Source organism: Streptomyces sp. NPDC051217 (assembly GCF_044455465.1).
Lineage (GTDB): Bacteria > Actinomycetota > Actinomycetes > Streptomycetales > Streptomycetaceae > Streptomyces.
Map to the genome: position 1 here is coordinate 11,788 of NZ_JBITEV010000028.1, position 21,009 is coordinate 32,796.

Annotated in this window: 19 protein-coding genes; 9 read left to right on the plus strand and 10 right to left on the minus strand. The window is 66.9% G+C overall.

The genetic code is table 11. The features are described from left to right. Positions 1-273 precede the first annotated feature (273 nt). Complete coding sequence (locus ACIBBB_RS35560; RefSeq protein WP_398989498.1) at positions 274-1,992, plus strand: tyrosine-type recombinase/integrase; 1,719 nt, start codon at positions 274-276, stop codon at positions 1,990-1,992. A gap of 71 nt (positions 1,993-2,063) precedes the next feature. Continuing rightward, positions 2,064-2,450, plus strand: coding sequence for an ATP-binding protein (locus ACIBBB_RS35565; RefSeq protein WP_398989500.1), 387 nt, complete (start codon positions 2,064-2,066; stop codon positions 2,448-2,450). 47 nt (positions 2,451-2,497) lie between these two features. Here the strand turns inward: ACIBBB_RS35565 and ACIBBB_RS35570 are convergent, their stop codons facing one another. Further along, a complete protein-coding gene (locus tag ACIBBB_RS35570; RefSeq protein WP_398989502.1) occupies positions 2,498-3,268 on the minus strand; it encodes an aminoglycoside phosphotransferase family protein in 771 nt (256 codons plus the stop codon). Positions 3,269-4,442: 1,174 nt separating this feature from the next. Between ACIBBB_RS35570 and ACIBBB_RS35575 the strand changes: the two genes are divergently transcribed. Next, positions 4,443-5,363 (plus strand): Ku protein, encoded by a 921-nt coding sequence (locus ACIBBB_RS35575; RefSeq protein WP_398989504.1) that lies wholly within the window; start codon positions 4,443-4,445, stop codon positions 5,361-5,363. Positions 5,364-5,581: 218 nt separating this feature from the next. On the opposite strand, the gene ACIBBB_RS35580 is transcribed toward ACIBBB_RS35575, so the two are convergent. Further along, a complete protein-coding gene (locus tag ACIBBB_RS35580; RefSeq protein WP_398989561.1) occupies positions 5,582-5,848 on the minus strand; it encodes a hypothetical protein in 267 nt (88 codons plus the stop codon). 29 nt (positions 5,849-5,877) lie between these two features. On the opposite strand from ACIBBB_RS35580, the gene ACIBBB_RS35585 reads away from it, so the two are divergent. After that, positions 5,878-6,294, plus strand: a complete 417-nt coding sequence (locus ACIBBB_RS35585) for a hypothetical protein (RefSeq protein WP_398989506.1) — start codon at positions 5,878-5,880, stop codon at positions 6,292-6,294. A gap of 357 nt (positions 6,295-6,651) precedes the next feature. On the opposite strand, the gene ACIBBB_RS35590 is transcribed toward ACIBBB_RS35585, so the two are convergent. The 6 genes from ACIBBB_RS35590 to ACIBBB_RS35615 all read right to left on the minus strand — a co-directional run bounded on the left by ACIBBB_RS35590 (position 6,652) and on the right by ACIBBB_RS35615 (position 11,508). Then, entirely contained in the window at positions 6,652-7,503 is an 852-nt protein-coding gene (locus ACIBBB_RS35590; protein WP_398989508.1) for an LLM class F420-dependent oxidoreductase, read from the minus strand. Next, positions 7,503-8,651 carry an acyl-CoA dehydrogenase family protein gene (locus ACIBBB_RS35595; protein WP_398989510.1) on the minus strand — a complete coding sequence of 383 codons (1,149 nt, stop codon included), beginning with the start codon at positions 8,649-8,651 and terminating at the stop codon, positions 7,503-7,505. The genes ACIBBB_RS35590 and ACIBBB_RS35595 overlap by 1 nt, the downstream gene beginning before the upstream one ends. Positions 8,652-8,661: 10 nt before the next feature. Then, on the minus strand, positions 8,662-9,126 hold the full coding sequence (locus ACIBBB_RS35600; protein WP_398989512.1) for an acyl-CoA thioesterase: 465 nt from the start codon (positions 9,124-9,126) through the stop codon (positions 8,662-8,664). Continuing rightward, complete coding sequence (locus ACIBBB_RS35605) at positions 9,123-10,166, minus strand: zinc-binding dehydrogenase (RefSeq protein WP_398989514.1); 1,044 nt, start codon at positions 10,164-10,166, stop codon at positions 9,123-9,125. Before ACIBBB_RS35605 ends, ACIBBB_RS35600 begins: the two co-directional genes overlap by 4 nt. Positions 10,167-10,321: 155 nt before the next feature. Beyond that, positions 10,322-10,771 carry a hypothetical protein gene (locus ACIBBB_RS35610; RefSeq protein WP_398989516.1) on the minus strand — a complete coding sequence of 150 codons (450 nt, stop codon included), beginning with the start codon at positions 10,769-10,771 and terminating at the stop codon, positions 10,322-10,324. Then, complete coding sequence (locus ACIBBB_RS35615; RefSeq protein WP_398989518.1) at positions 10,771-11,508, minus strand: AMP-binding protein; 738 nt, start codon at positions 11,506-11,508, stop codon at positions 10,771-10,773. Before ACIBBB_RS35615 ends, ACIBBB_RS35610 begins: the two co-directional genes overlap by 1 nt. Before the next feature lie 655 nt (positions 11,509-12,163). Between ACIBBB_RS35615 and ACIBBB_RS35620 the strand changes: the two genes are divergently transcribed. From ACIBBB_RS35620 to ACIBBB_RS35630, 3 genes are all read left to right on the plus strand, one after another. Continuing rightward, complete coding sequence (locus tag ACIBBB_RS35620) at positions 12,164-12,340, plus strand: hypothetical protein (protein WP_398989520.1); 177 nt, start codon at positions 12,164-12,166, stop codon at positions 12,338-12,340. 298 nt (positions 12,341-12,638) lie between these two features. Beyond that, positions 12,639-13,352 (plus strand): type 1 glutamine amidotransferase domain-containing protein, encoded by a 714-nt coding sequence (locus tag ACIBBB_RS35625; RefSeq protein WP_398989563.1) that lies wholly within the window; start codon positions 12,639-12,641, stop codon positions 13,350-13,352. A gap of 245 nt (positions 13,353-13,597) precedes the next feature. Next, positions 13,598-15,946 (plus strand): SpoIIE family protein phosphatase, encoded by a 2,349-nt coding sequence (locus tag ACIBBB_RS35630; protein WP_398989522.1) that lies wholly within the window; start codon positions 13,598-13,600, stop codon positions 15,944-15,946. 885 nt (positions 15,947-16,831) lie between these two features. On the opposite strand, the gene ACIBBB_RS35635 is transcribed toward ACIBBB_RS35630, so the two are convergent. Then, on the minus strand, positions 16,832-17,377 hold the full coding sequence (locus tag ACIBBB_RS35635) for a TetR/AcrR family transcriptional regulator (RefSeq protein WP_398989524.1): 546 nt from the start codon (positions 17,375-17,377) through the stop codon (positions 16,832-16,834). 175 nt (positions 17,378-17,552) lie between these two features. On the opposite strand from ACIBBB_RS35635, the gene ACIBBB_RS35640 reads away from it, so the two are divergent. Both ACIBBB_RS35640 and ACIBBB_RS35645 read left to right on the plus strand, forming a co-directional pair. Further along, a complete protein-coding gene (locus tag ACIBBB_RS35640) occupies positions 17,553-18,437 on the plus strand; it encodes an oxidoreductase (RefSeq protein WP_398989525.1) in 885 nt (294 codons plus the stop codon). A gap of 368 nt (positions 18,438-18,805) precedes the next feature. Beyond that, a complete protein-coding gene (locus ACIBBB_RS35645) occupies positions 18,806-19,096 on the plus strand; it encodes a nuclear transport factor 2 family protein (protein WP_398989527.1) in 291 nt (96 codons plus the stop codon). 426 nt (positions 19,097-19,522) lie between these two features. Here ACIBBB_RS35645 and ACIBBB_RS35650 read toward each other — a convergent pair whose 3' ends face one another. Next, on the minus strand, positions 19,523-20,749 hold the full coding sequence (locus ACIBBB_RS35650; protein WP_398989529.1) for a CaiB/BaiF CoA transferase family protein: 1,227 nt from the start codon (positions 20,747-20,749) through the stop codon (positions 19,523-19,525). Between the last annotated feature and the right edge of the window lie 260 nt (positions 20,750-21,009).

The window sequence follows — 21,009 nt, forward strand, 5'->3', positions numbered from 1 at the left end:
CGGCTACATCAAGGAGACCCGGCACCGGCAGGCGCGGATGCAGCAGCACACCCGCACCCTTGTTCCCGTCCTGCCGCAGCTCGTCCGCGCAGCCGAGGCTCGGCTGCAGCGCGCCACGCTCCTGCTGCAGGCAGCCCGCTCCGCAGAGCCGGGTGAGAAGTTCACCGTCGAGGGCTCACAGTATCGACGCACCGGCCGCAACGGCAGCAACTGGCGCCCCACCGCGTTGTTCCTCGCCCCCGTCGACGAGCCCGGTCCCCGGTTCGATGCCGAATGCGAGGAGAACAACGCCTTCTGGACTGGGCGAGCATCGAGATCCTGCGACGCACCGGAGCCAGAATCGAGGAACTCCTGGAACTCACCCACCTCAGCCTGCGTCAGTACCAGGCACCGACCGGCGAGACGGTGCCGCTGCTGCAGATCAGCCCGTCCAAGACCGACCGTGAGCGTGTCATCCCCGCCGACCCGGACCTGGTCGCGGTCCTCGCCCGGATCATTCGCCGGATCAAGCGCACCGGCGAGCGGGTGCCGCTGCTGACCTGGTACGACGGGTACGAGCTGGTCTTCGGCCCCCCGGTGCCCCACCTGTTCCGGTGCCCCTCCCAGCACCGGCTGCAGGTCATCTCCGCCAACCGGATCCGCGAGCTCCTCACCGAACACGCGCTGCGGGTCGGCATCGTCGACGGGACGCCGCTGAGGTTCACGCCGCACGACTTCCGCAGAATCTTCTCGACCGAGACGGTCAACGGCGGCCTGCCGATCCACATCGCCGCAAAGGTCCTTGGCCACCTCGATCTCAATACCACTCAGGTTTACGTCGCGGTCTATCCCGAGGAGGTCATCCGCCACTACCGGCAGTTCGTCGACCAGCGCCGAACCCACCGTCCCAGCGAGGAGTACCGCGAGCCCAGCGACACCGAGTGGCAGGACTCCGCGACCACTTCAGCCTGCCCAAGGACGCGCTCGGCACCTGCGACCGGCCCTATGGCACCCCTTGCCAGCATGAAAACGCCCGTGTCAGGTGCCCCACGCTCCGCCTCGACCTGGCCTAGGAGCCCCGACTGCTGGAGATCGAGACCAACACCCGCCAGCGCCTCGGGGAGGCACAGCGGATGCAGTGGCTCGGCGAAGTCGCCGGCAGGAGAGCCTGCGGCACATCGCCGTCAAGAAACAGCAGATCGAGCGCCTACGGGCACAAGCAGGGCAGAAAGAGAACGGAGCTGGTTCCCTCAGCAGAACAATCACATTGACCAGCGTGGGCGGGACAGAGATCGTGAGCCCGTGACGGACAGCACCTGGCTCAACCGCGATCACCAGCTCATCCCCGGCAAGGAGCTCTTTCGCAGCGAGCGCGGTTTCCACCTCTTGGCCTACACGGCGAGCCACGGCCAGCTCCTGATGCGGAGCCTCGGCCGACCTGACGAACCCGGCGAGCCCGAGACAACGATTGACCTGCTCTTCAAGCCCGCCGCCGTGATGAAGATCCGTGACGACTACCGCGGCCTGGCGATCAGATGCGCGACCGTGGCCGAGAGCGAGCAGGCCAAGGCCGACCACGCCAGCATGTCCTTCGGCCGGGACGATCGCGTTTTCGTTCTGGAGAGCCAGGGTGAGTCCGACTATGTGGTCGCCATGGCCGTCGGCTGGACGGAAGGGGTGCTCGGCCGCACTCAACAGAGCTTCTTCCATCACTTCTACCCCGCCAGGCCGATCATCTGGCCCAGCCAGCCTCTCCCTGGTGTCGATGCCGGCCTCAACATCGCCTCGGCCCAGGAACTCATCGACGCACTGCTGGCTGATGAGAACGCCACGATCCGACGAGAGCGTCACCGCCGCGTCTACGTTGTCATGACGCGGGTGATCCGCCCCGACGGACCCGACGTCACCGGAGCGGGCGTCTTCCTGGCCAGAGCCGACGCCGAGGAGGCCCAAGCCGTGATCACCGCGAAGTCAGTCGACTGCTGGATCGAGGAGCTCCCGATCGCGATCTAACGCCGGAATCCGCTCAGGCGCACTCGATAGTGCAGAGAAGGGTGTTCTCCACGTCCGGGCAGGAAGCCTTCATGCAGGGGCACGTGGACGCCTCCCGGATCCTGGGCGGTGTTCCGACCAGGCACATCCGTTACGACAGCTTGAAGCCGGCGGTCTCGCAGCTGTGCTTCGGCCGCTCGCGGGTGGAGTCGCAGAGGGTGGTTTTCCGGTCGAAGGGCGGGGTCGAGCACGAGGGCGGACGCTTCCGCCGCTCCCATCTGGTCCCGGTTCGAGGTCGACACGCGATCGCGGTCGCGTCGAACAGGCCGTTCACCGAGTGGGACGAGACCTTCACCGACAAGCGGCTCTGCCAGGCCATCGTCGACCGGCTCACCTTCGAGGCCCACATCATCGAGACCGGCACCCCGTCCTTTCGACTGGCCAGTACCACCGCCAAGCACAAGGCGGCGGCTGCCTGATCCAACCTGCACCACCGGACGACGGGTAGGCGCCAAATACCCGGTACTTACTCGAACAGGTGGCGATTGGCTCGGCTCCAGGCGACTCGTTGGGCCAGGTCGTCGAGGTAGCCGTCGGCGACCCAGCGGACTTGTGGTTGAAGTCCCCGCGCGGCGAGCCTGCGGACTTGCTCGATTCCGGTCTCCTGGACGTCGATGACCGCGCCGACCAGGCCGTCGGTGGAGGTCAGGCCGTAGGCGCTGGCGAACAGCTCCAGGCGGTAGCGTCGGTCGGGTGGCTCGGGATACCGCAGCCAGCGGAGGCACTCGGAGTCATCCCGGAACGGGGCGCCGTACTCCAGGGCGTAGGCGACGTCGTGCAGCCGGTCCGCCGGCCGGGCATAGTCCCAGTCCAGGATGCCGACTGGGTCGTTCAGTTGCCAGACGATGTTCCACGGGCCGAAGTCACCGTGACAGACCACCTCGCCGTCGCGTGGCCCGCTCTCCCCGGTGCACCAGCTCAGCCCTTCACGCAAACGAAAGCCGGCGACCGCGTCGTGATACTGGCGCAGAAGGCGCGCGAAGGTGACCAGGCCAGTGTCGTCGACCACCTGGGCCCAGCCCTGCGGCCCTGACTCACCATCCAGATAGGTGAGGACCTCACGTCCTTCCTCATCGACGCCCCGCACCCGTGGCGAGTAGGGGAAGCCGACAGCCTCCAGGTGCCGAAGCAACTGGTGAACCGCCGGAGTCCACGGGTGCACGGGCCGTCGGACTGTGTCGCCGACGCGCACCACCCTGCGATGAGGATCGTCCTGCAACACGCGTTCTTCAACCACGTGCGCAGTATCCCGCAGGGGTTCAGGAACCGGTACCAAGCACAGCACCCACCCGTTCGCATACCTGTCAGGGGAAGCGGCCGGGCGGGCGTCGTGAGTTACACGCTACCGCGACCAACCCAGCCCGAAAGGAGCCGACTTCGCTCCGTCCCAGGACAGCCAGGAAACGTCACCCGATCGAGGGTGGGGCCAGAACAATCCGTTCCTTCCGGAATCCTCTCGAACCGTTCACCCACATGGGCCAAAACTGCCCGGGGAAACAGTGCGGGGGTACCCCTTGTCCGCGGTCTAACGGTGCCCGGTAGCAAGGCTGGTCTAGGGGAAACGCGGGCGTGCGTGGCCCGGCAGCGCACCGGGACAAGGGGCAGGCGGCCGCCGACTCTGCAACTTGACAAGGGGACGTCCCCCAGGTCGCGCACTCGCGAGAGTTCGGCACGCAAACGGGTCGGCACCATCGCGGTGAGCCTGGCAGCCGCCGACTTTGCCCAATCGAACGCAAGTCCGATGATGGGCGGATGGCTCAGCCGCCGCGCGGGCAGGACGCGCACCGCAACACTCCCGCCGGCGCTCTGCCGCGGGTGCGGGTGCTGCTTCCGGACGGCCGTGTCACAGGGCGCCTGGTCCGCCGCTGGCAGGCCGGTGACGGCACCTGGGTCTACCGGGTGGCACTCCGCGGCTGGAGCTCTCGCGCCGCCAGCACCGGCCAGGATCTGGGTGAGGATTTCATCGAGATCGAAGTGCCTGGCGAGTACGTGCGGCCCGTGCCCGGCACCTCCTGCGACGCGGTGCCCCGCCCTGCGCGCGACCGGAGCTCCCGCGCCGCAGCCCGACGCCGAACCTCCCACCGGCAGCCCGGAGGGGTGGATCGCCGAGCAACTCCAGGCCGCCCCGGGCGACCCGGACGGAAAAGGGCCCGGGGCGCGTTTCCATGTCCCCGGCTGCTGGGCCATCCAGGGCCGCACCGGCGGCACCCTCACCACGGCACAGGCACGCCAGATGGTCCGAACCGATCCGACCGGTGTGCGGCGCGCACAAGGCGCCGGCCGACGGCGGGTAGCCACTCGTGGTGCGAGGCGGGCGAGGCCGGGTGAGGATCAGTGATACGGGCGGGCCGTCCGGCCGCCTTCTTCTCCCCATCTGGCGGCCTGGCCGCCGTCCGGCCACGGAGGGTCGCATGCCGTCAGGGTCAGCGGTTTGGAATGGTTCCATCTCTTTTGGGCTAGTAACGATTCCTGTGCGCCTCCTGGCCACAACCGAAGATCACAGCGTCCGGTTCCGCCGGGTCCACCTGGCAGACATGGGGCTGGTCCGCAACCGGAAGGTGTGCGAACTTGACGGCGAAGAAGTCACCTCGGACGAGATCGGCAAGGGGTACGAGCTGTCGAAGGACAACGTCATCCCGATCAGCGACGACGAACTGGCGGACCTGCCGCTGCCCACGGCCCGTGCCATCGATGTCGTCGCCTTCGTCGACCGCGACACGATCGACCTCATCCGCCTCGGCCAGACCTACTACCTGGAGGCCGCCGGCGACGTCGCCGCGAAGCCTTACACGCTCCTGAGGAAGGCACTGGAGCGGTCCTCGAAGGCAGCCGTCGCCAAGTTCGCACTCCGCGGCCGCGAGCGCCTCGGGCTCCTGTCCATCAAGGAAAACGCGATGGTGCTGCACCAGATGCACTGGCCGGACGAGATCCGGGACCCTGCCGAGTTGACACCCCCCGAGGCGGAGCTGGACGAGGACGAGATTGCGGGCGCCCTCGCCCTGATGGACACCATGGCCCTGGACGACGTGTCCGGCTTCCACGACGAGTACACCGAGGCGCTGGAGAAACTCCTCGAGGCGAAGGCCGAAGGCAAGACACCGCCGCAGCCGGTGGGCGAGGAGAAGCGCAGCGGCCAGGTGGTCGACCTGATGTCCGCGCTGGAGCAGTCCGTCCAGCAGGCCAAGAACTCCCGCGGCGAAACCGGTGAGGACGCCACCGTGCACGACATGCCGGCCCGCAAGAAGACCACCGCGAAGAAGACAGCGAAGAAGGCCCCGGCCAAGAAAACGACTGCGAAGAAGACGAGCGACAGGAAGCCCCGATCGGCCTAGCGGCCCCGGGCACGTCTCACCTCGTACGCCGCGCTCCTCGTCCAGTCCGGCTCGTCAATGTCACAAGAAGAGACATCCCCGCCGGCGAGCGCCGGACGGCGCGGGCAGGCTCGCGGCCAGGCAGCCGACGAGCCGCAGCTGTTGAGCGTACGACTGGCAAAGGCTCTTGCCCAGTCCCGCTCCGGCGGGCGTTTCCCGGAGTCGTGAAAGGGTGAACTTCACGAATCGAGAACAAAGTCGGTCGAACACGTCATGGCGCGCGCGATCGCGGCCACCGCCGCCCGCGCCGGGGATTCCGGATCAACCGTGCAGGCGATGAGGGTCTGGTCGGGGCTCTCGGGCAGGCGCAGCGCTTGGAAGGCGTGGGTGAACTCCCCAGCGGTGGGGTGGTGTAGCCGGTAGGCGCCGACGTCCTTGTCGCTGACCGGGTGGACCTTCTGCCAGAGCCTGTGGAATTCGGGATTCGAGGAGAGGTCCGTGATCAGCGCGGCAAGCGCCGGATCCTCGGGGTGGCGTGCCGCGTCCTGCGAAGCCGGAAGACCTGTTGCGCGGCCAGTGGCAGCACAACAGGACCTCCGTCCTCGACGAGTACAAGCTCTACCTGGACGAACGTTGGGACGAGGGCTGCACCAACGCCTGGAAGCTCTGGGAGGAGATCGTTCCCCTGGGCTATCGAGGAGGCAGCTACGGCCGGGTCAGCACCTACCTGCGAGAGATGCGCACCTCGCCACGGCCGGTCACCGCCCTGAATCCCGGCAACCCACCGTCGAAGCTCGACTTCGAGGTGAAGGTGCCGACGGGGCGGAGCCGCAACCGCCGCACCCCGCCTGGTGACAAGATGGATCCTCAGCCGACCCGAGACGCTGAACCGAGATCGAACAGCTCCGGCTCAAGGCCGTCCTTGCCAACTGCCCTGAACTCGACGCCCTGACCGGTACGTCCGGTCCTTCGCCCACATGCTCACCGAGCGGCAGGGGAACGACTCCCGCAGTGGCTCGACGCCGTCTGCCAGGACGACCTTCCCAGCCTCCACATTCTCGCGGCCGGCATCGATCGAGACCGCGACGCCGTCATCGCCGGCCTGACCCTGCCCTGGAACTCCGGCGTCGTCGAAGGACACGTCAAAGGATCAAGATGTTCAAGCGCCAGATGTTCGGCCGAGCCGGTTTCAGCCTGCTACGCAAGCGCGTATTGCTGGCCACCTGATCAACCGCCCGGCTCGCGGTGATAGGACGTCCCTCTACGGAAAGATGATGGGAGGGCGACAGCGTGGACGCAGTAGTAGCAATCAGCCTGATCCGCATGGCCGCCGCAGACTTGGCCATGGAATCCTGGCAGCGCCCCTCGGACGCTTATCTGGTCCAGTTGGGCCTGGACGCCCTGATGGCCGACCGAGGCACTCGTGGAAGGCGCGGTAGACCGGCGCGCTGAGGTAGGAGGCGACCATACGACGAGCTGCGTCGCGCACCGCGTCCTTGTCGTCGCAGGGTGAGACGAAGATCCGGGCCGCCAGTTCCTTGCCCGGCCCGACGTGCGGAGCGACGCGGGGGATGTCTTCCGGTGCGAGCCAGCTGAGAATGGCGCCGTCGGCCTCCTCGCCGGCCATCCGCAGCATGCCCGGGCGCAACGCGGCCAGCATGATGCGCGGGATCGCCGGTGGCGGCCGGTCCAGCCGGAATCCGTGAACGGCGAAGGTGTCGTACGTGGAGTCGATCCGCTGCCCGGACAACGCCTGCCGCAGGAAACGGACCGTGTCACGGGTCCGCTTGAACGGGGCGACGTAGTCGACACCGTTCCAGTCCCGCATGATCACACTCGTCGAGGCGCCCAGACCCAACGTGAACCGGTCACCGGCCAGTTCGGCCATCGCCGCGGCGGACTGGGCGAGAACCGCCGCACCGCGGCTGAACACGGGGACGATCGCCGTGCCCACGTTCGCGGCCGGCAGCCGCATCGCAACCATCGTGAGCGGGGTGAACGCGTCCCAGCCACTCGCCTCCAGGGTCCAGAAGTCGGTGTAGCCGCGGTCGCCGAGCTCGGCGTACATCTCGGCCTGCTCGGCCAGCCCCACATCCGGGTAGGGAATGCTGATCCCCCAGCGTGCCGGCAACGTGCCCTCGCATGCCGGAGCCGGCGTCATCAGGCGGCCTTCGCCAGCGAGCGGCCGATGACAAGACGCTGGATCTGGTTCGTGCCTTCGAGGATCTGCAGCACCTTCGCCTCCCGCATGTAGCGTTCGGCCGGGAATTCCTTCGTGTAGCCCACCCCACCGAGGACCTGGACCGCATCGGTGGTGACCTTCATCGCGGTGTCGGTGGCGACGAGCTTGGCAATGGCGGCCTGCTTGCTGAAGGGCAGGCCGCGGTCTTTGCGGCGCGCCGCGTCGAGACAGGTGGCGCGTGCGCCGGCGACACCGGCCTCCATGTCAGCCAGCAGGAATGCCATGCCTTGGAAGTCAATGACCGGCCGGCCGAACTGGTGTCTTTCCCTGGCGTAGCCGACCGCGCAATCCAGCGCGGCCTGTGCGATGCCGGTCGCGGTGGCGGCGATGCACAGGCGGCCGGTGTCCAGGGCTTCCAGAGCCATCGGGATCCCCCGGCCCTCCTTGTCGATGCGACGGCCGGCATCCAGATGGACGTTCTCGAAACGCACTTGGGAGGTGCGGGAGCCGGTCAGCCCCATCTTGGATTCCGGTGTCGCCCCGCTCAGCCCGGGCGCGTCGCCGGGTACCAGAAAGCAGCTCACACCGTGCGAGCCGTCGGCTGACGTGCGCGCCATCAGTACGTAGAAGTCGGCGATGCCGCCGTGGGTGATCCAGGCTTTCATGCCGTTGACGACGTATTCCTCACCGACCCGGACGGCGCGGGTGCGCAGCGAACCGGCATCGGAACCCGCCTCGGGTTCGGACAGGCAGTACGCACCCAGCAGGCCGCCTCCGGTCATCTCCGGCAGCCACCGACCCCGCTGGGCGTCGGTGCCGTGTTTCCACAGCGGATGACAGCTCGCCCAATGCGTGGTGAGCCCGACTGCCACGGTCGCCCAGGCACTGCCGATCTCCTCGACCACCTGAAGGGAAACCTCATCCAGCACCGCTCCCCCGCCGTACTCTTCCTCGTACGGCAGGGAGAGGATCCCTTGCTTCCCCAGAAGTCGGAAGATCTCTCTCGGGAATTCGGAGTTCGCCTCGGCGGCGGCCGCGCGAGGCGCGAGTTCGCGCCGGCACACGTCGCGGACCATGGCGAGAAGGTCCTCGGTGGTCGAGTCGGGGAGCAGACGGTCAGCGGGCATCGGCGTTCCTTCAGTTGCGTTTTGTGAGCGCGGCGGTGATCTCGTCCGGGATGGGCACCGGCCGCCGGGTCTCCGCGTCGACATAGACGTGGACGAACCGGCCCAGGGCACAGGGCGCATCCTCCAAGCCGGTGTCCGGATCTTCGCGGAATGTCGCCAGCCGGTAGACCACGCTGGTCCGGCCGCGGTGTTCCAGGGCCAGCCCGATGTGCAGGACATCCGGGAACGAGGTCTGCCGCAGGTAGCGACATAACGTTTCCGCCACCACACCGATGGCGGGCAGGGTGCGGATGTCGACGTCACAGGTCTCGATCAACCACCCGTTCACGGCGGTGTCGAACAACTCGTAGTAGACGACGTTGTTGAGGTGGCCGTATGCGTCGTTGTCAGCCCACCGGGTGGGATACGGCCGTCGTACCGGGAATGCGGCCAGACCCGGCAGATCCCCGTCGGTGGGCGTCACGGGGTCGGTCATGACGCTGTGCCCGACATGGTCGGTCCTGGCTGCGTCACCGCGCCGGGCCGCAGCAACTGCCGCACGGCACCGCCGTCGGCGAGGGCATCGAGCCCGGAGTTGATGTCGTCCAGCCGGATCTCGGAGCTCTTGAGCCGCTCGACCGGCAGCCGCCCGGCCTGCCAGAGCTGGATCATCGCCGGGATGTCACGTTGTGGCTGCGCGGAGCCCATGTAGGAGCCGAGAATGCTGCGGTTCTCGGCGACGATGCTCAAGGCCGGGAAGCTGACATGGGCACTGGGGTGTGGCAGTCCGACCGACACGGTCGCGCCCCCGCGGCCGGTGGCCGCGTAGGCGGCTTGCAGCACGCCGACTGAGCCGACGACTTCGAAGGCCCAGTCCACTCCGTCGGGCAGGACGTCCGCCAGCAGGTCGCTGAGCCCTTCCGGTGAACAGCCGTGGCTGCCACCGAGCTGACGGGCGAGTTCCTGCTTGCTGTCGACGGGGTCGACGGCGATCAGCGGGTACGCACCCGAAGCGGCCGCCGCGATCACGGTGGCCTGTCCGACCCCGCCGAGACCGAACACCACGACGGAGTCACCGGCGCGGACGCCGGCGGTATGGGTGACGGCGCCGAATCCGGTCAGCATGGCGCACCCGAGCAGCGCCGCGATGTCCGCCGGGACTTCGGGGTCGATGATGACCAGGGAGTTGCGGTCGACGACGGCGTGAGTGGCGAATCCGGAGACACCGAGGTGGTGACGTACCTCCGCGCCGGCGGTGTCGTGCAGTCGTGTGCCGCCGCGGATGAGGTCGCCCCGGCCGTTCGCCCGTGCGGCGGCCGGGTACAGCGCGGGGCGGCCTGAGTTGCAGAACTTGCAGAACCCGCAGCTGGGTACGTACACGAGCACCACCCGGTCACCCACCTGCACGTCGTAGACGCTGGTGCCGGTGCCGGCGACCGTACCGGCCGCTTCGTGTCCGAGCGCCATCGGCAACGGCCGGAGCCGGTTGCCGTCGACCACCGACAGGTCGGAGTGGCAGAGCCCGGCGGCATCCACGCGGACCAGAACCTCGCCGGGCCCGGGCGGGCCGATTCCAGCTCTTCGACGACGAGCGGCCGCGTGTCGACGTACGGTCGGCTCATCGGTGCCTCGCGGAGCACAGCGGAGCGAATACGCATGCGTTTCTCCTTCCTCTCCAAGGGTGGTCTCGCTCAGTTGACATCGCGCTGATGGTCCTGCCAGTAGGTGGCGCGCAGCGCCTTTTTGTCGGGCTTGCCGACTGGTGTGAGCGGCAGCTCCGCCGCCACATCCACGGACTTGGGGGCGTGCACCGGGCCCTTGGCGTCACGGACTCTCTTGATCAGCCGGTCGGCGTCGATCGTCGCTCCGGGTGCTGGGACGACGACGGCTTTGACGGCCTCTCCCCAGACCGCGTCAGGTACGCCGATGACCGACCCCGCCGCCACCGAGGGGTCAGCGCACAGGACGTCCTCGATCTCCCGGGTGTAGACGTTGAAGCCGCCGGAGATGATGAAGTCCTTCTTACGGTCGACTATGGTCACGAACCCGTCTTCGTCCTCACGGGCCATGTCGCCGGTGTGCAGCCAGCCGCCGGCCAGCGTCTCGGCGGTCAACTCGGGCCGGCGGTGGTAGCCGAGCATCACGCCGGGCTGCGAATCGCGATCTCGCCGATCTGCCCCGTTTCGACTGCCATGTGATCCTCGCCGAGCAGCGCGATCCGCGTTCCGGGCACGGCCCTGCCGCAGGACAGGAGCCGCGCCGGATCGGAGAGGTCGTGTTCGGCCGACAGCAGGGCGGTCCCCAGGGCGAGTGTCTCGGTCTGACCGTAAATCTGGGTGAAGATCCTGCCGAGTCGTCGGTGGGCGTCGATGAGCCGGCTGGGGGACATCGGCGAAGCACCGTAGATGACGCGTCGCAGTGTGGGCATGCCAATCGGGGAGTCGTGGTCCAGGAGCCGATAGATCATCGTCGGGACCAGGAACGAGAGATTGGCGTGGTGCCGGTTCACCGAGTCGATGAACTCGTCGGGCCGGAAGCCGTCCAGCAACACGACCGTGCCGCCGCGGAGCAGGGCCGGCACAACGAAGTGCACCGCGGCGTGTGTGATGGGTGCTGCGGCGACGTACACCGGCTCGAGTGGTAGCTCATAGGCCAGCTGCGACGCCAGCGTGATCGCGGCCCTGCCGCGCTGGCTCTGGATCACGCCTTTGGAACGTCCGGTCGTGCCGCCGGTGTAGAGGATCTCGGCCCAGTCCTCGTTGCCGACCGCCGCGCCGACCAGTGGCCGTGCGGGCTGCGCGGCGGCGAGTTCCAGGAGGTCCGGGGCGAAATCCGCAGGCCCGATGCTGAGCAGATCGCCGAGGCCGCCGGCGTGCAAATATGCCGCGGCGTCGGCGAAGCTACCGTCGACGACAAGCAGCTTGGGCCGACGACGCCAGGTTCGGTGTACCTGAGATTCACAACGGTCAGGTGGCAGCGGCCGGCACCGGTACGGCGAATTGCCGCAGCAGAACCTGGGAGACGACCTGATGCTGCCGCGCCCGCACCTGGACGCCCCTCCTGATCGCATCGGTAAACGCCGGCCGGAAAATCGTTGACCCAGGCGCAGGCGGAGTTCCTCACTCGCTTACCGCTCAGCATGGCTCTCTGGGACACGGAGGATTCCAGCGCTCGTCCGACTCCACCGCGCCGCAGACCCCAGGATGCCCTCAAACCCTTTCGGTCCTGGTCCTGCCATGGCTGCCTCTGTTCCCTGGCCCGCAGCTGAGCATCTTTCCCTATACACATCAGCATGCGCGCCTTCGGCGGTCGCAGCAGATCCTGCTGCAACAGGAGGAGCGGAGTGGACTGAAGTTGCCCACCACCGCCAGGCTGTACCCGAGACCGAGGGACCGGCCTGGCTGGTCCCTGGGCCGAGACAGCCCGTGACATCCCAGCGCTGGCGCCCTATGTCCGACGCAAGATTCGTTGGCGGCTGCTGAACGGGCCCCCGGCGGCACTGGTCAGACAAATTTGGCCTGCCCGACAGCCGCATGGCCACCGTCGCTCGCGCGATCGCGTGGATCAAACGCGTCTCCTCGCTCAACCGGCACTTCGGTTCGGTGACCGCGATGAGTCCGCTGCAGTTCCAGAAACAACTCCCACTGTTTCGGGCCTCGCCGAGCCAGGACGCGGCCCGCCTCCAGACTGCTGCGATCGTTCAGGAGTGAACTCTCCGCGACGACAACACAAGAAATCTCAATTACCGACAGCAATAAAGAGAAATCTCCGTCAGACACCCACCCCCGTCCTATAGCCGGACATCGCTGCAACACAGTAAGTGACGCCCTCGTCCCATCCGGAGCAGAGGCTGCCTTATCACAGACTTTCCGCGCTCGCCGAATCACCTTATGCGTGGTTTGATGGGAATTGCGGGCAACGAGCGGAGCATGTCGGATGGAGTGCCGTTCGCCACCTGCGCGTGGCTGACGGGGTTGGATTCGGTTCAACGGAAAGGGCGTGGGCGCCATGACCAGCGTTTTGATGGTTCTGTCGGGCGTCGATCATTGGACGGGTGCCGACGGAACGAAGGAGCCCAGCGGATTCTGGCCCGAGGAATTCGCCGTCCCGCACCGTCTCATGACCGAGGCAGGCTTCGACGTCGACGTCGCCTCCACAGCGGGAGGCAAGCCGACACCGGACCAAGAAGGTCTGAGCACCGAAGCTGTCGGCCCAGAGGCCACGGAGTTCGCCAAGTACCTTGACGAACATTCTGCGGAGTTGACCAACCCCACGTCGCTGGCTGACGTACGCACGGCTGACGACTACGACGCGGTATTCATCGTCGGCGGCCACGGTCCGATGGAGGATCTGGCTCATGACCCCGACGTCGGCCGGGTCCTGAGCGATTTCGATGCGGCGGGAAAAGTCATCGCGCCACTGTGCCACGGCCCAGGAAGCCTGCTCAGCGCGAACTTGCCGGGAGGAGGCTGGTTGTTCGAGGGCAGGAAGCTTACGGGTTTTACGAATGAAGAGGAGCGCCTCCATGGGTCAGCTGACCGCGCGCCGTGGTTGCTGGAGGATGTGCTGCGGTCCAGAGGGGCCGACATCCAATCGATCGAGGCTTGGGGCGTAAATGTGGTTGTCGACGGCAACCTCATGTCGGGGCAGAACCCCAACTCCAGCCACGCACTGGCGGAGAAGTTGATCGACACACTGAACAAGAGCGACAACCGTGCGTGATCGAAACCCGGCAGAGGAATGAGCTGCCGAGACCGCTCCGCAGCGCATGCGGTGTCCGTCGTCGCGCAATGACGGAATGCCGCCGCCAACCTCTGCCGTTGAGGCCCCACGGATGCTCCGGGTGCCTTCTGTGACCACGTTTGCCGTGCTGACTCACAGGGGCGAAGAGGGGACTGGTTGCTGTGAGTACCTCACGAGCACCGAGGCGGCAGGCACACACACTTGGGCTCCACGCAGACGTCGAGATGGTGGTCGACCATCACGGCGCCGTCACCGGCTGGAACGACGCGGCCCGTGATCTGTTGGGTTTCACACGCGACGAAGTTCTCGGAACGCCAGTGAGGAGCCTGCTCGGAGCGGAACACCCCGGACGCCGCGCCGAGGGCCAGATGCAGGAGTTCTCGGCGCCGGTGGTGCTGCGCTGCCGAGACGGCCACGAACAGGCGTGTCGAGTGCTGATACGACCGTGCGAGCACCGTTCGGAAGGCTGGACCGTACTGGTGAGGCCGGTCTCCGCCCGGTCGGACGCGAGAATCGTTGACGAGGCGGTGCTGAACGCTCTGTTCAAGCAATCACCCGCAAGTCTCTGCGTGTACGACAGCGATTTGTGTCTCCGCCGGTTCAATCCGGCGGCGGAAGGCATGCAGGGAGTCTTCGGCGAGCGTTCGATCGGCCTCATGCCCCATGAGGTGTGGCCGGATTCAAATTCGGTGGAGTTCGAATCCTGCATGCGGGAAGTGTTGGAGTCAGGCGTGCCGCATGTTGGTTTCGACAAGCGGGGTCGGCCGCCGGCCGACCCCGACCATGAGCACGTCTTCGCGAACTCGATTTTCCGTCTCGAGGATCCTCTGGGGAATGTGGTGGGTCTCGCTACAACAGCTGTCGAGATCACCGAGCAGCGAACGGCCGAGCAACGCATCGCACTCCTCGCAGACGCCAGCGCCGTGATCGGAACCTCGTTGGATGTGATGGAGACCGGTCAGCAGTTGGCCGACATCTCGGTTCCCCGCTTCGCCGACGCCGCCGCGGTCGAGGTGTTCACGCCTGTCATCTCCGGCGAGGAAGCCGACCCCGCCCGGGCCGATCTCCGAAGAGTGGGATTGCGCTGGGCCGGCAAAGCCGCCGCTCACGGGAAGCCCACTCGAGCCGGACAACCGAGATTTCCCTATCCCGTGTCCGCGGGAGAGCGGCTCACCGAGGGGCCTCGCCGCGCTGCCGTCCTGCTGCCCGGAGACGACGGAGAGCCGCTGCACCGTGGGACGTATGGCGAGCTGTCAGCCCACTCCCTCGTCGTACCGATGAAAGCCCGGGGCGCAATCGTAGGCGTGGTGACATTCTACCGAATGGGACTGGGCAACCACTTCTCCGACTTCGATGTTCTCACCGCCCGTGACCTCGCATCGCGCACCGCCCTGACCATCGACAACGCACGTCGTTACGCGCGGGAACACAGTTCGGTGCGCGTTCTGCAGCGCCAACTCCTCCCCCACCCCGCCGAGCAAAGTGGCGTGGAGACTGCCCACCATTTCGCTCCCGCCACGTCGGGTGCACACTGGTTCGATGTCATTCGGACATCGGGTGCCCGCGTCGCCCTCGTGGTCATAACGACGAATGAGGCCGGCCTGGCGGGCGCTGCCGCAGTAGGACGAATGGGGGCCGCACTCCAGGCTCTGACGGACCTGGATCTCGCCCCCGAAGAGGTACTGGCGCGACTGGACACACTGGCTTCTCGGATCACAGACGGACGTAGTGTCGACTCTGCATCTCACAACGATCACACGGCTCCCGTAACCACCTGTGTGTACGCCGTCTACGATCCGGTCTCTGGTCGCCTGTCCGTGGCCAGCGCCGGACACTCGCTCCCTGTCGTGGCGGGCCCCGATGGGGCCGTAAGGGCTCTCACCGTGCCCGTAGGCGCCCCCCTGGGTTCGGCTGACCGACACTCCACGGCCGTGGAGTTCGATCTGCCTGCCGGCAGCACACTTGCCCTGTACGCTCCGGCGCTCGAGAATGCTGAGCGGCCGGCGGACGAAAGCTCTCCTTCACTCACCCGAGCAATGAGCGCCGCAGCCGATGTCCCGTTGAGGCAACTGAGGAACGAGCTCGCGGAAGTATTGTCCGACGCATGGGCCTCACCCCGCGGAGCTGTCCTGCTGCTGGCCCGTACACAACGCCTCGACGAGGACCACATGGGCTCCTGGGACCTGCCCAACGACCCAGCTGTGGTAGCCACCGCCCGTAGTCTGGTAGCGCGCCAGCTCTCCTTGTGGGGGCTCGAGGAGTCAGCGTTCGTCACTGAGCTGGTGGTCAGCGAGTTGGTCACTAATGCAATTCGCTACGCCGAAGGTCCCATTCATCTGTGCGTTGTGCGCGATCACCGTGCACTGATCTGTGAGGTGTCCGACGCGAGCACCACAGCTCCTCACCTTCGCTATGCGCGCTCCAGCGATGAAGGAGGGCGAGGACTGTTTCTCATCGCCGAGCTCACCCAGAGGTGGGGCACACGGTTCAGTGACAAGGGCAAGACCATATGGACCGAGCAGAAGATCGAGGACGAGGACGGTCTTTCAGCTGGGGCACAGTTCGCTGCCTGACATTCGTCTCGCTGCGTCAGTCCCTCGGCCGGCCAGTGAGCAGTGTGCATCGTGAAAAGTGCGGGTCGGGTGGGCTGGTGTGCGCCGGGGTCGGGAGTACTCGGCTGGTCGGCGGCGGGTGTCCATGGTGCAGATCGTCTGACCGGTCGGCCGGAACGGTTCCGCCCCGCCACCTGCTCTTTCATCGGGCTCACCGTGCCAACGGCCTCCGTGTCGGCCAGGCGGCGCAGGAGCCGCTCAGTGATCCGCAGTTCCTCCCGCTCGGCCTCGACCTCCTGGAGCCGCTTGGCCAACTCCTCGGTGAGCGCGTCCAGTTTGCTCGGGCGAGCTGTGATCCGCTCCAGATCGGACATCCCCACATCCTCACCACGTCCTGCTGCGTACCAACACGGTGACGGGTTGTAGGTGGCTCGCTGGGGCAAGCGCAGCAGCACCAGGCGGTGTTGCTGATCCCACACCGCGGGAAGAGTGACGACGAGGCCGCGCTGCACGCCGACTACCGGAGGGATCGCTGTGCTGGTACTTGCGATGCCGCCGCCGCCGCAGGTTCCCGTTGGAGGCAAGGCAGTTCGCTGTCATGAGACCTGAATGACTATGTGAAGCACATCTGAACCGAGGACGACCCCAACCTGATCACCGCCCACCTGCGCTATGGGCCGTCCCGTAATCCCCACCCCCTGGGCACACCGTCCGTGCACGATCACACGCCGAAGTACAGGGCGAACTCGAGCTCATACGGATGCGGTCTGGCACCTGACGCGTTGGAACTCGGCCTCCGGCCAGCAACGGTGGTCGGTCTGCTGGCGATAGGGCGGCGGGCGAGGCCGATCCGGATCGGCGGCGAAGTGCCCGCGCGGGTGCGCCTCCCCGGCCGCGAGCGGGGAGTCAGGCTCTGCCGAGGCCGTTGAGAAACGTGTCCACGACGATGTCGGCCGCCTGCGGGGGTGCCAGGTCGGGGAACTGATGGGCGGCACTGGCCACCAGTTGGTCGAGGACCGCCCGCACCCATTCCAGGGGCACGTCCGAGCGCAGGAAACCTTCATCGACGGCGCGTTGGAGGAAGTCGGTCAGCCGTTCACTCTGGCCCTGACGCCGTTGGAGCGCGTCAGGGTCCTGCTGCATCAAGCGGGCCGTGTCGACCGGCCACTCACGGCTGACGGGGATGATGCCCTCCGCATAGCGGTGCAGTGCGACCGGCACCGGCGCCTCCGTGAGTCGCGCCTCGTCCAGGACCTGTTCGGTGGAGTCGAGCTTCGCCTCGAATACGGCTGTGAGCAGGGCTTCCCGGCTGACGAAGCGCCGGTGGACCGTGGTCCGGTCCACCCCCGCCTCGTTGGCGATCGCTGCCACGGACGTGCTCGGATCCTCGGCCAGCAGTCGGGCACCCGTGTGCAGGACCGTCATCAGATTGCGTGCGGCATCAGCTCTCATAGCGTCCGCCACCCTATCACTGCGGCGCTTCGGACATCATCAGCAACTCCATAGATTCGATAGATCTCACTACTGCAACACAACCGTTGCAGTTAAGGTTGAGAACCTCTACAGTGACATCTGTGCACCTCAATGAGGCGCACGCTCGAATGTTCGTACGAGAAAGGAGTACGTCATGCCACGGACTTGGCTGATCACCGGTGGTTCCCAGGGACTGGGTAAGGCGCTGGCGGTTGCGGTGCTGGCTGCGGGTGATCAGGTCATGGTGACCTCGCGTCGGCCGGAGGCACTGGCCGATCTGAAGGCGGAGCACCCAGAGCGTCTGGAGACCGCGGCGCTGGACGTCACGTCACCCTCCGAGGCCCGGAACGTGGTCGCGGCGGCGGTCAAACGTTTCGGTTCCCTCGACGTGGTCGTGAACAACGCCGGTTTCGCCACCAGTAATTCATTGGAGGACTTCCCGGAGGACGAGTTCCGTGCGCAGATCGAGACGAACCTGTACGGCGTCATCAACGTGACCCGGGCGGCGCTGCCGGTCCTGCGAGGCCAACGCTCGGGACACTTCATACAGATCTCGTCCATCGGCGGCCGCGTTGGTGGCACTCCCGGACTCGGCGCATACCAGACCGCGAAGTTCGGGGTTGAGGGCTTCTCCGAGGTCCTGGCGAACGAGGTGGCCCCGCTGGGCATCAAGGTGACCATCGTGGAGCCGGGCGGCATCCGTACCGGTTGGGCCGGGGGCGCGGCGCTGGCGGCCGGCAGTATCCAGGCCGACTATGAGCAGATCGTCGGACAGTGGCTGACCATGTTCGCCGACTACGCCGGCAACGAGCCGGGCGACCCCGCCCGCATGGCCCGGGCGATCATCGACATCGCGGACTCCAAGCAGCCGCCGCGTCGCCTGCTGCTCGGCCGCGACGCCCTGGGGCTCGCGCTGGAGGCGGGAGAGAAACAGCTCGCGGAGACCCGGCAGTGGGCCGATGTCAGCCGTTCCACGGACTACCCGGACGCGTCGGCGAGTGCTGCGGCGCAACCTGTCGAGATGACGCGGAATATCTGACTCGACATCCTCCGCGCCTGAAGGCCGGAGGCTCCTCCGATACCCAAATCGGAGCGGCTGAGCTGTAACCCTTCCACTCAAGATCTGTTGGACGAAGCAGGGTCTCTCGGAACAGGATTGTCCCATGACGCCGACGCGCTACTCGGTGAGGAAGCCGCCGACATGTCAACCTGACTGCTAGCGGCCCTCCACAAGGGCCTTCTCGTCCTCCCATCCGGCGCGAAAATCTGCTGAAGCCGCAACAAGACCGGCTGCGTCACAGCGCAGCGGAGCTCTCCTTCCGCCCAACACGACGCACCCCCCTGCACAGGGGCTGAGGTGACGGCACAGTCGTTCACCCACCGACTTCACGAAAGGCCGGAACCACCATGGCCGAAACGATCACCAGGCACGCCGACCGCCTGGCCATCCGCGAACTGGTCGATGCCTGGGCGCGTTGCGCCGATCGCCGCCTGCCGGACCAGCAGGCAGCGCTCTTCACCCCTGACGGTACCGTCACGGTCCACCGGCGTGCCGTCGACGGCATTCAACTCGGCAAGGACTCCTTCAACGCGGTCGCGGCGAAGGTCGCACAGACCGCACGGGACCAGGAGCAGTGGCGTGAGATCGCACTACTGGTTGAGCGAGGTTATCTTCGGGAGCCGTCTGGTTCGGCGTAGCCATATCGCCAACCGGTCTGGTTCGATGCCGCATTACACGAGCGACGCTCGTTTCTCTCGACAACGGTCGGTTCGCGGTTCCGGCAGGAACCACCCACACGAGCAGCGCGCGGCCGTCGGCGTCAGCCGCCGTCGGGGAGCGCGCCGCGCGCTGTGCTGGAAGGCCGTGTGAGGGTTCGTGCGTACGCGCCCTCATGGAGCAGGCACTCGCACGCCACCACCAGAAGACACCCGAGACCAGCCGCCAGAAGTTGTGGCACAACCTGGCCGCGCTCGTGCGCGACACCCGTTGCGCAGCTCTGCCGACGCGTGCGATCTCGCCTCACTTCCACCGCGATGAGCCCAACGCGCGAGCGCCTGCGGCGGCCAGGGCCGTAGGGGCCACCTGGGGCCCAGCTCTCGGGCGCGGGGTCGTTTCGGTGGTGATCAGGCTGCTGGGCTGTCAGGGTGGGCAGGAGGGGTCGCCGAGACTGGTGCCTGTGCCCGCCCGGTACGGTGAACGCGACGTGGTGAGACCGGTCCGACTTCGACACCTTCGAATCGGTAGGGTGCGCCGGGGACGGTCACGGTCTCGCCGTTGACAGGGATCTGGCGGAAGAAACCACGTGCGAGCAGCTGTTCGTTGGCCAGCAGGTCCTCGGGGGTGGATACCGGAGAGATGCTCACCCCGTGACGCTGCCCCTCCTCGCACAGTTGGACTTTGGTGCGGCCGGCGGCGTACCGCTCGAAGAGCGTGTGGAATCCCTGTACGGCCTCGGCGGAGCGGCGCCACTGCTGGTCGAGCCATTGCTGCCCACTCAGCTTATCGGCGATCCCGGCCGCCCCGGACTCGCGCAGCCAGCCGATGAGACCGTCCCAGGCCAGGGGGAGACCGCCGAGTCCGGTGACGAGATACACGTGCCCGTCCAGGCATCGGAACAGCCCCGTGCCCGCCTCGCTGGAGCGCGACCCCGTCCGGGTGCGCACGAGACCCTCCAAATCGAGGTACTGCACGGCGTTCTCCAGCGAGTGGGCAACCGCTTCCTGGGCGGACACATCCACTAGTTGCCCCGCGCCGTCCGCCCCCTTACAGTCACGCGCGAACAGCGCGATCAACGCGCCCACCACACCGTGCAGGCAAGCCGCCACTGAGGACTGCTCGGCGTACGGCCGTACCGGCGGATCGTCAGGGTCGCCGGCCAGACTCAACAACCCGCCGGCGGCGAGCATCGACAAGTCTGAGGCCGGGCGGTCGCTGTCAGGACCGGTCAATCCCCATGGCGAGACCGACAGATGGATCAGACGCGGGTACCTTGCGCTGAGGTCGTCAAGGCTTCTGCGCCGCAATTCCTCAGGACGCGTGTCGGTGACGACGATATCGGCCGAGGCCAGCATGGTCTGGAGCTCGGCCCGGCCGGCCGGTGAGGTGTCGTCGAGCTCAGCGATCGTCTTGGACAGATTGTTGAACACCGAACGCGCCGAGAAGTCCATGCCGGGCAACCGGCTGCCGGGGTCCTCGGCACGGCGCAGGGGTGGCTCCACCCGGAACACCGCGGCGCCCAGGTCGGCCAGCATCCGGGCGGCGTAGGCGCCGCGGGTCTCGCTGAGGTCGATAACCGAGACACCGGTGAGCATGCCCGGCCCATGCACTGGATTCACGTTAACTTCGCACATACGAATCATGCTACGGGAACTCGGAACAGTGGTCTAGGTTTGCCTTACTCATTGCGCACAGAATCTCGGATATCTCAGGCGTAACCACTCGTCGAGACCTCCAGACAAGCCCTCACCGGTACGGACGTGCGAATGCAGATTCGGTTTATCTCTGCCGGGGATCTCGGGTTCTCGGAGCGGCAGCGTGATCAGCGGGCATGCTCGGGGCTACTTCGAAGGCCGATGCCGTTGTCGAGGTGCCCCCCGCACACCGGCCACAC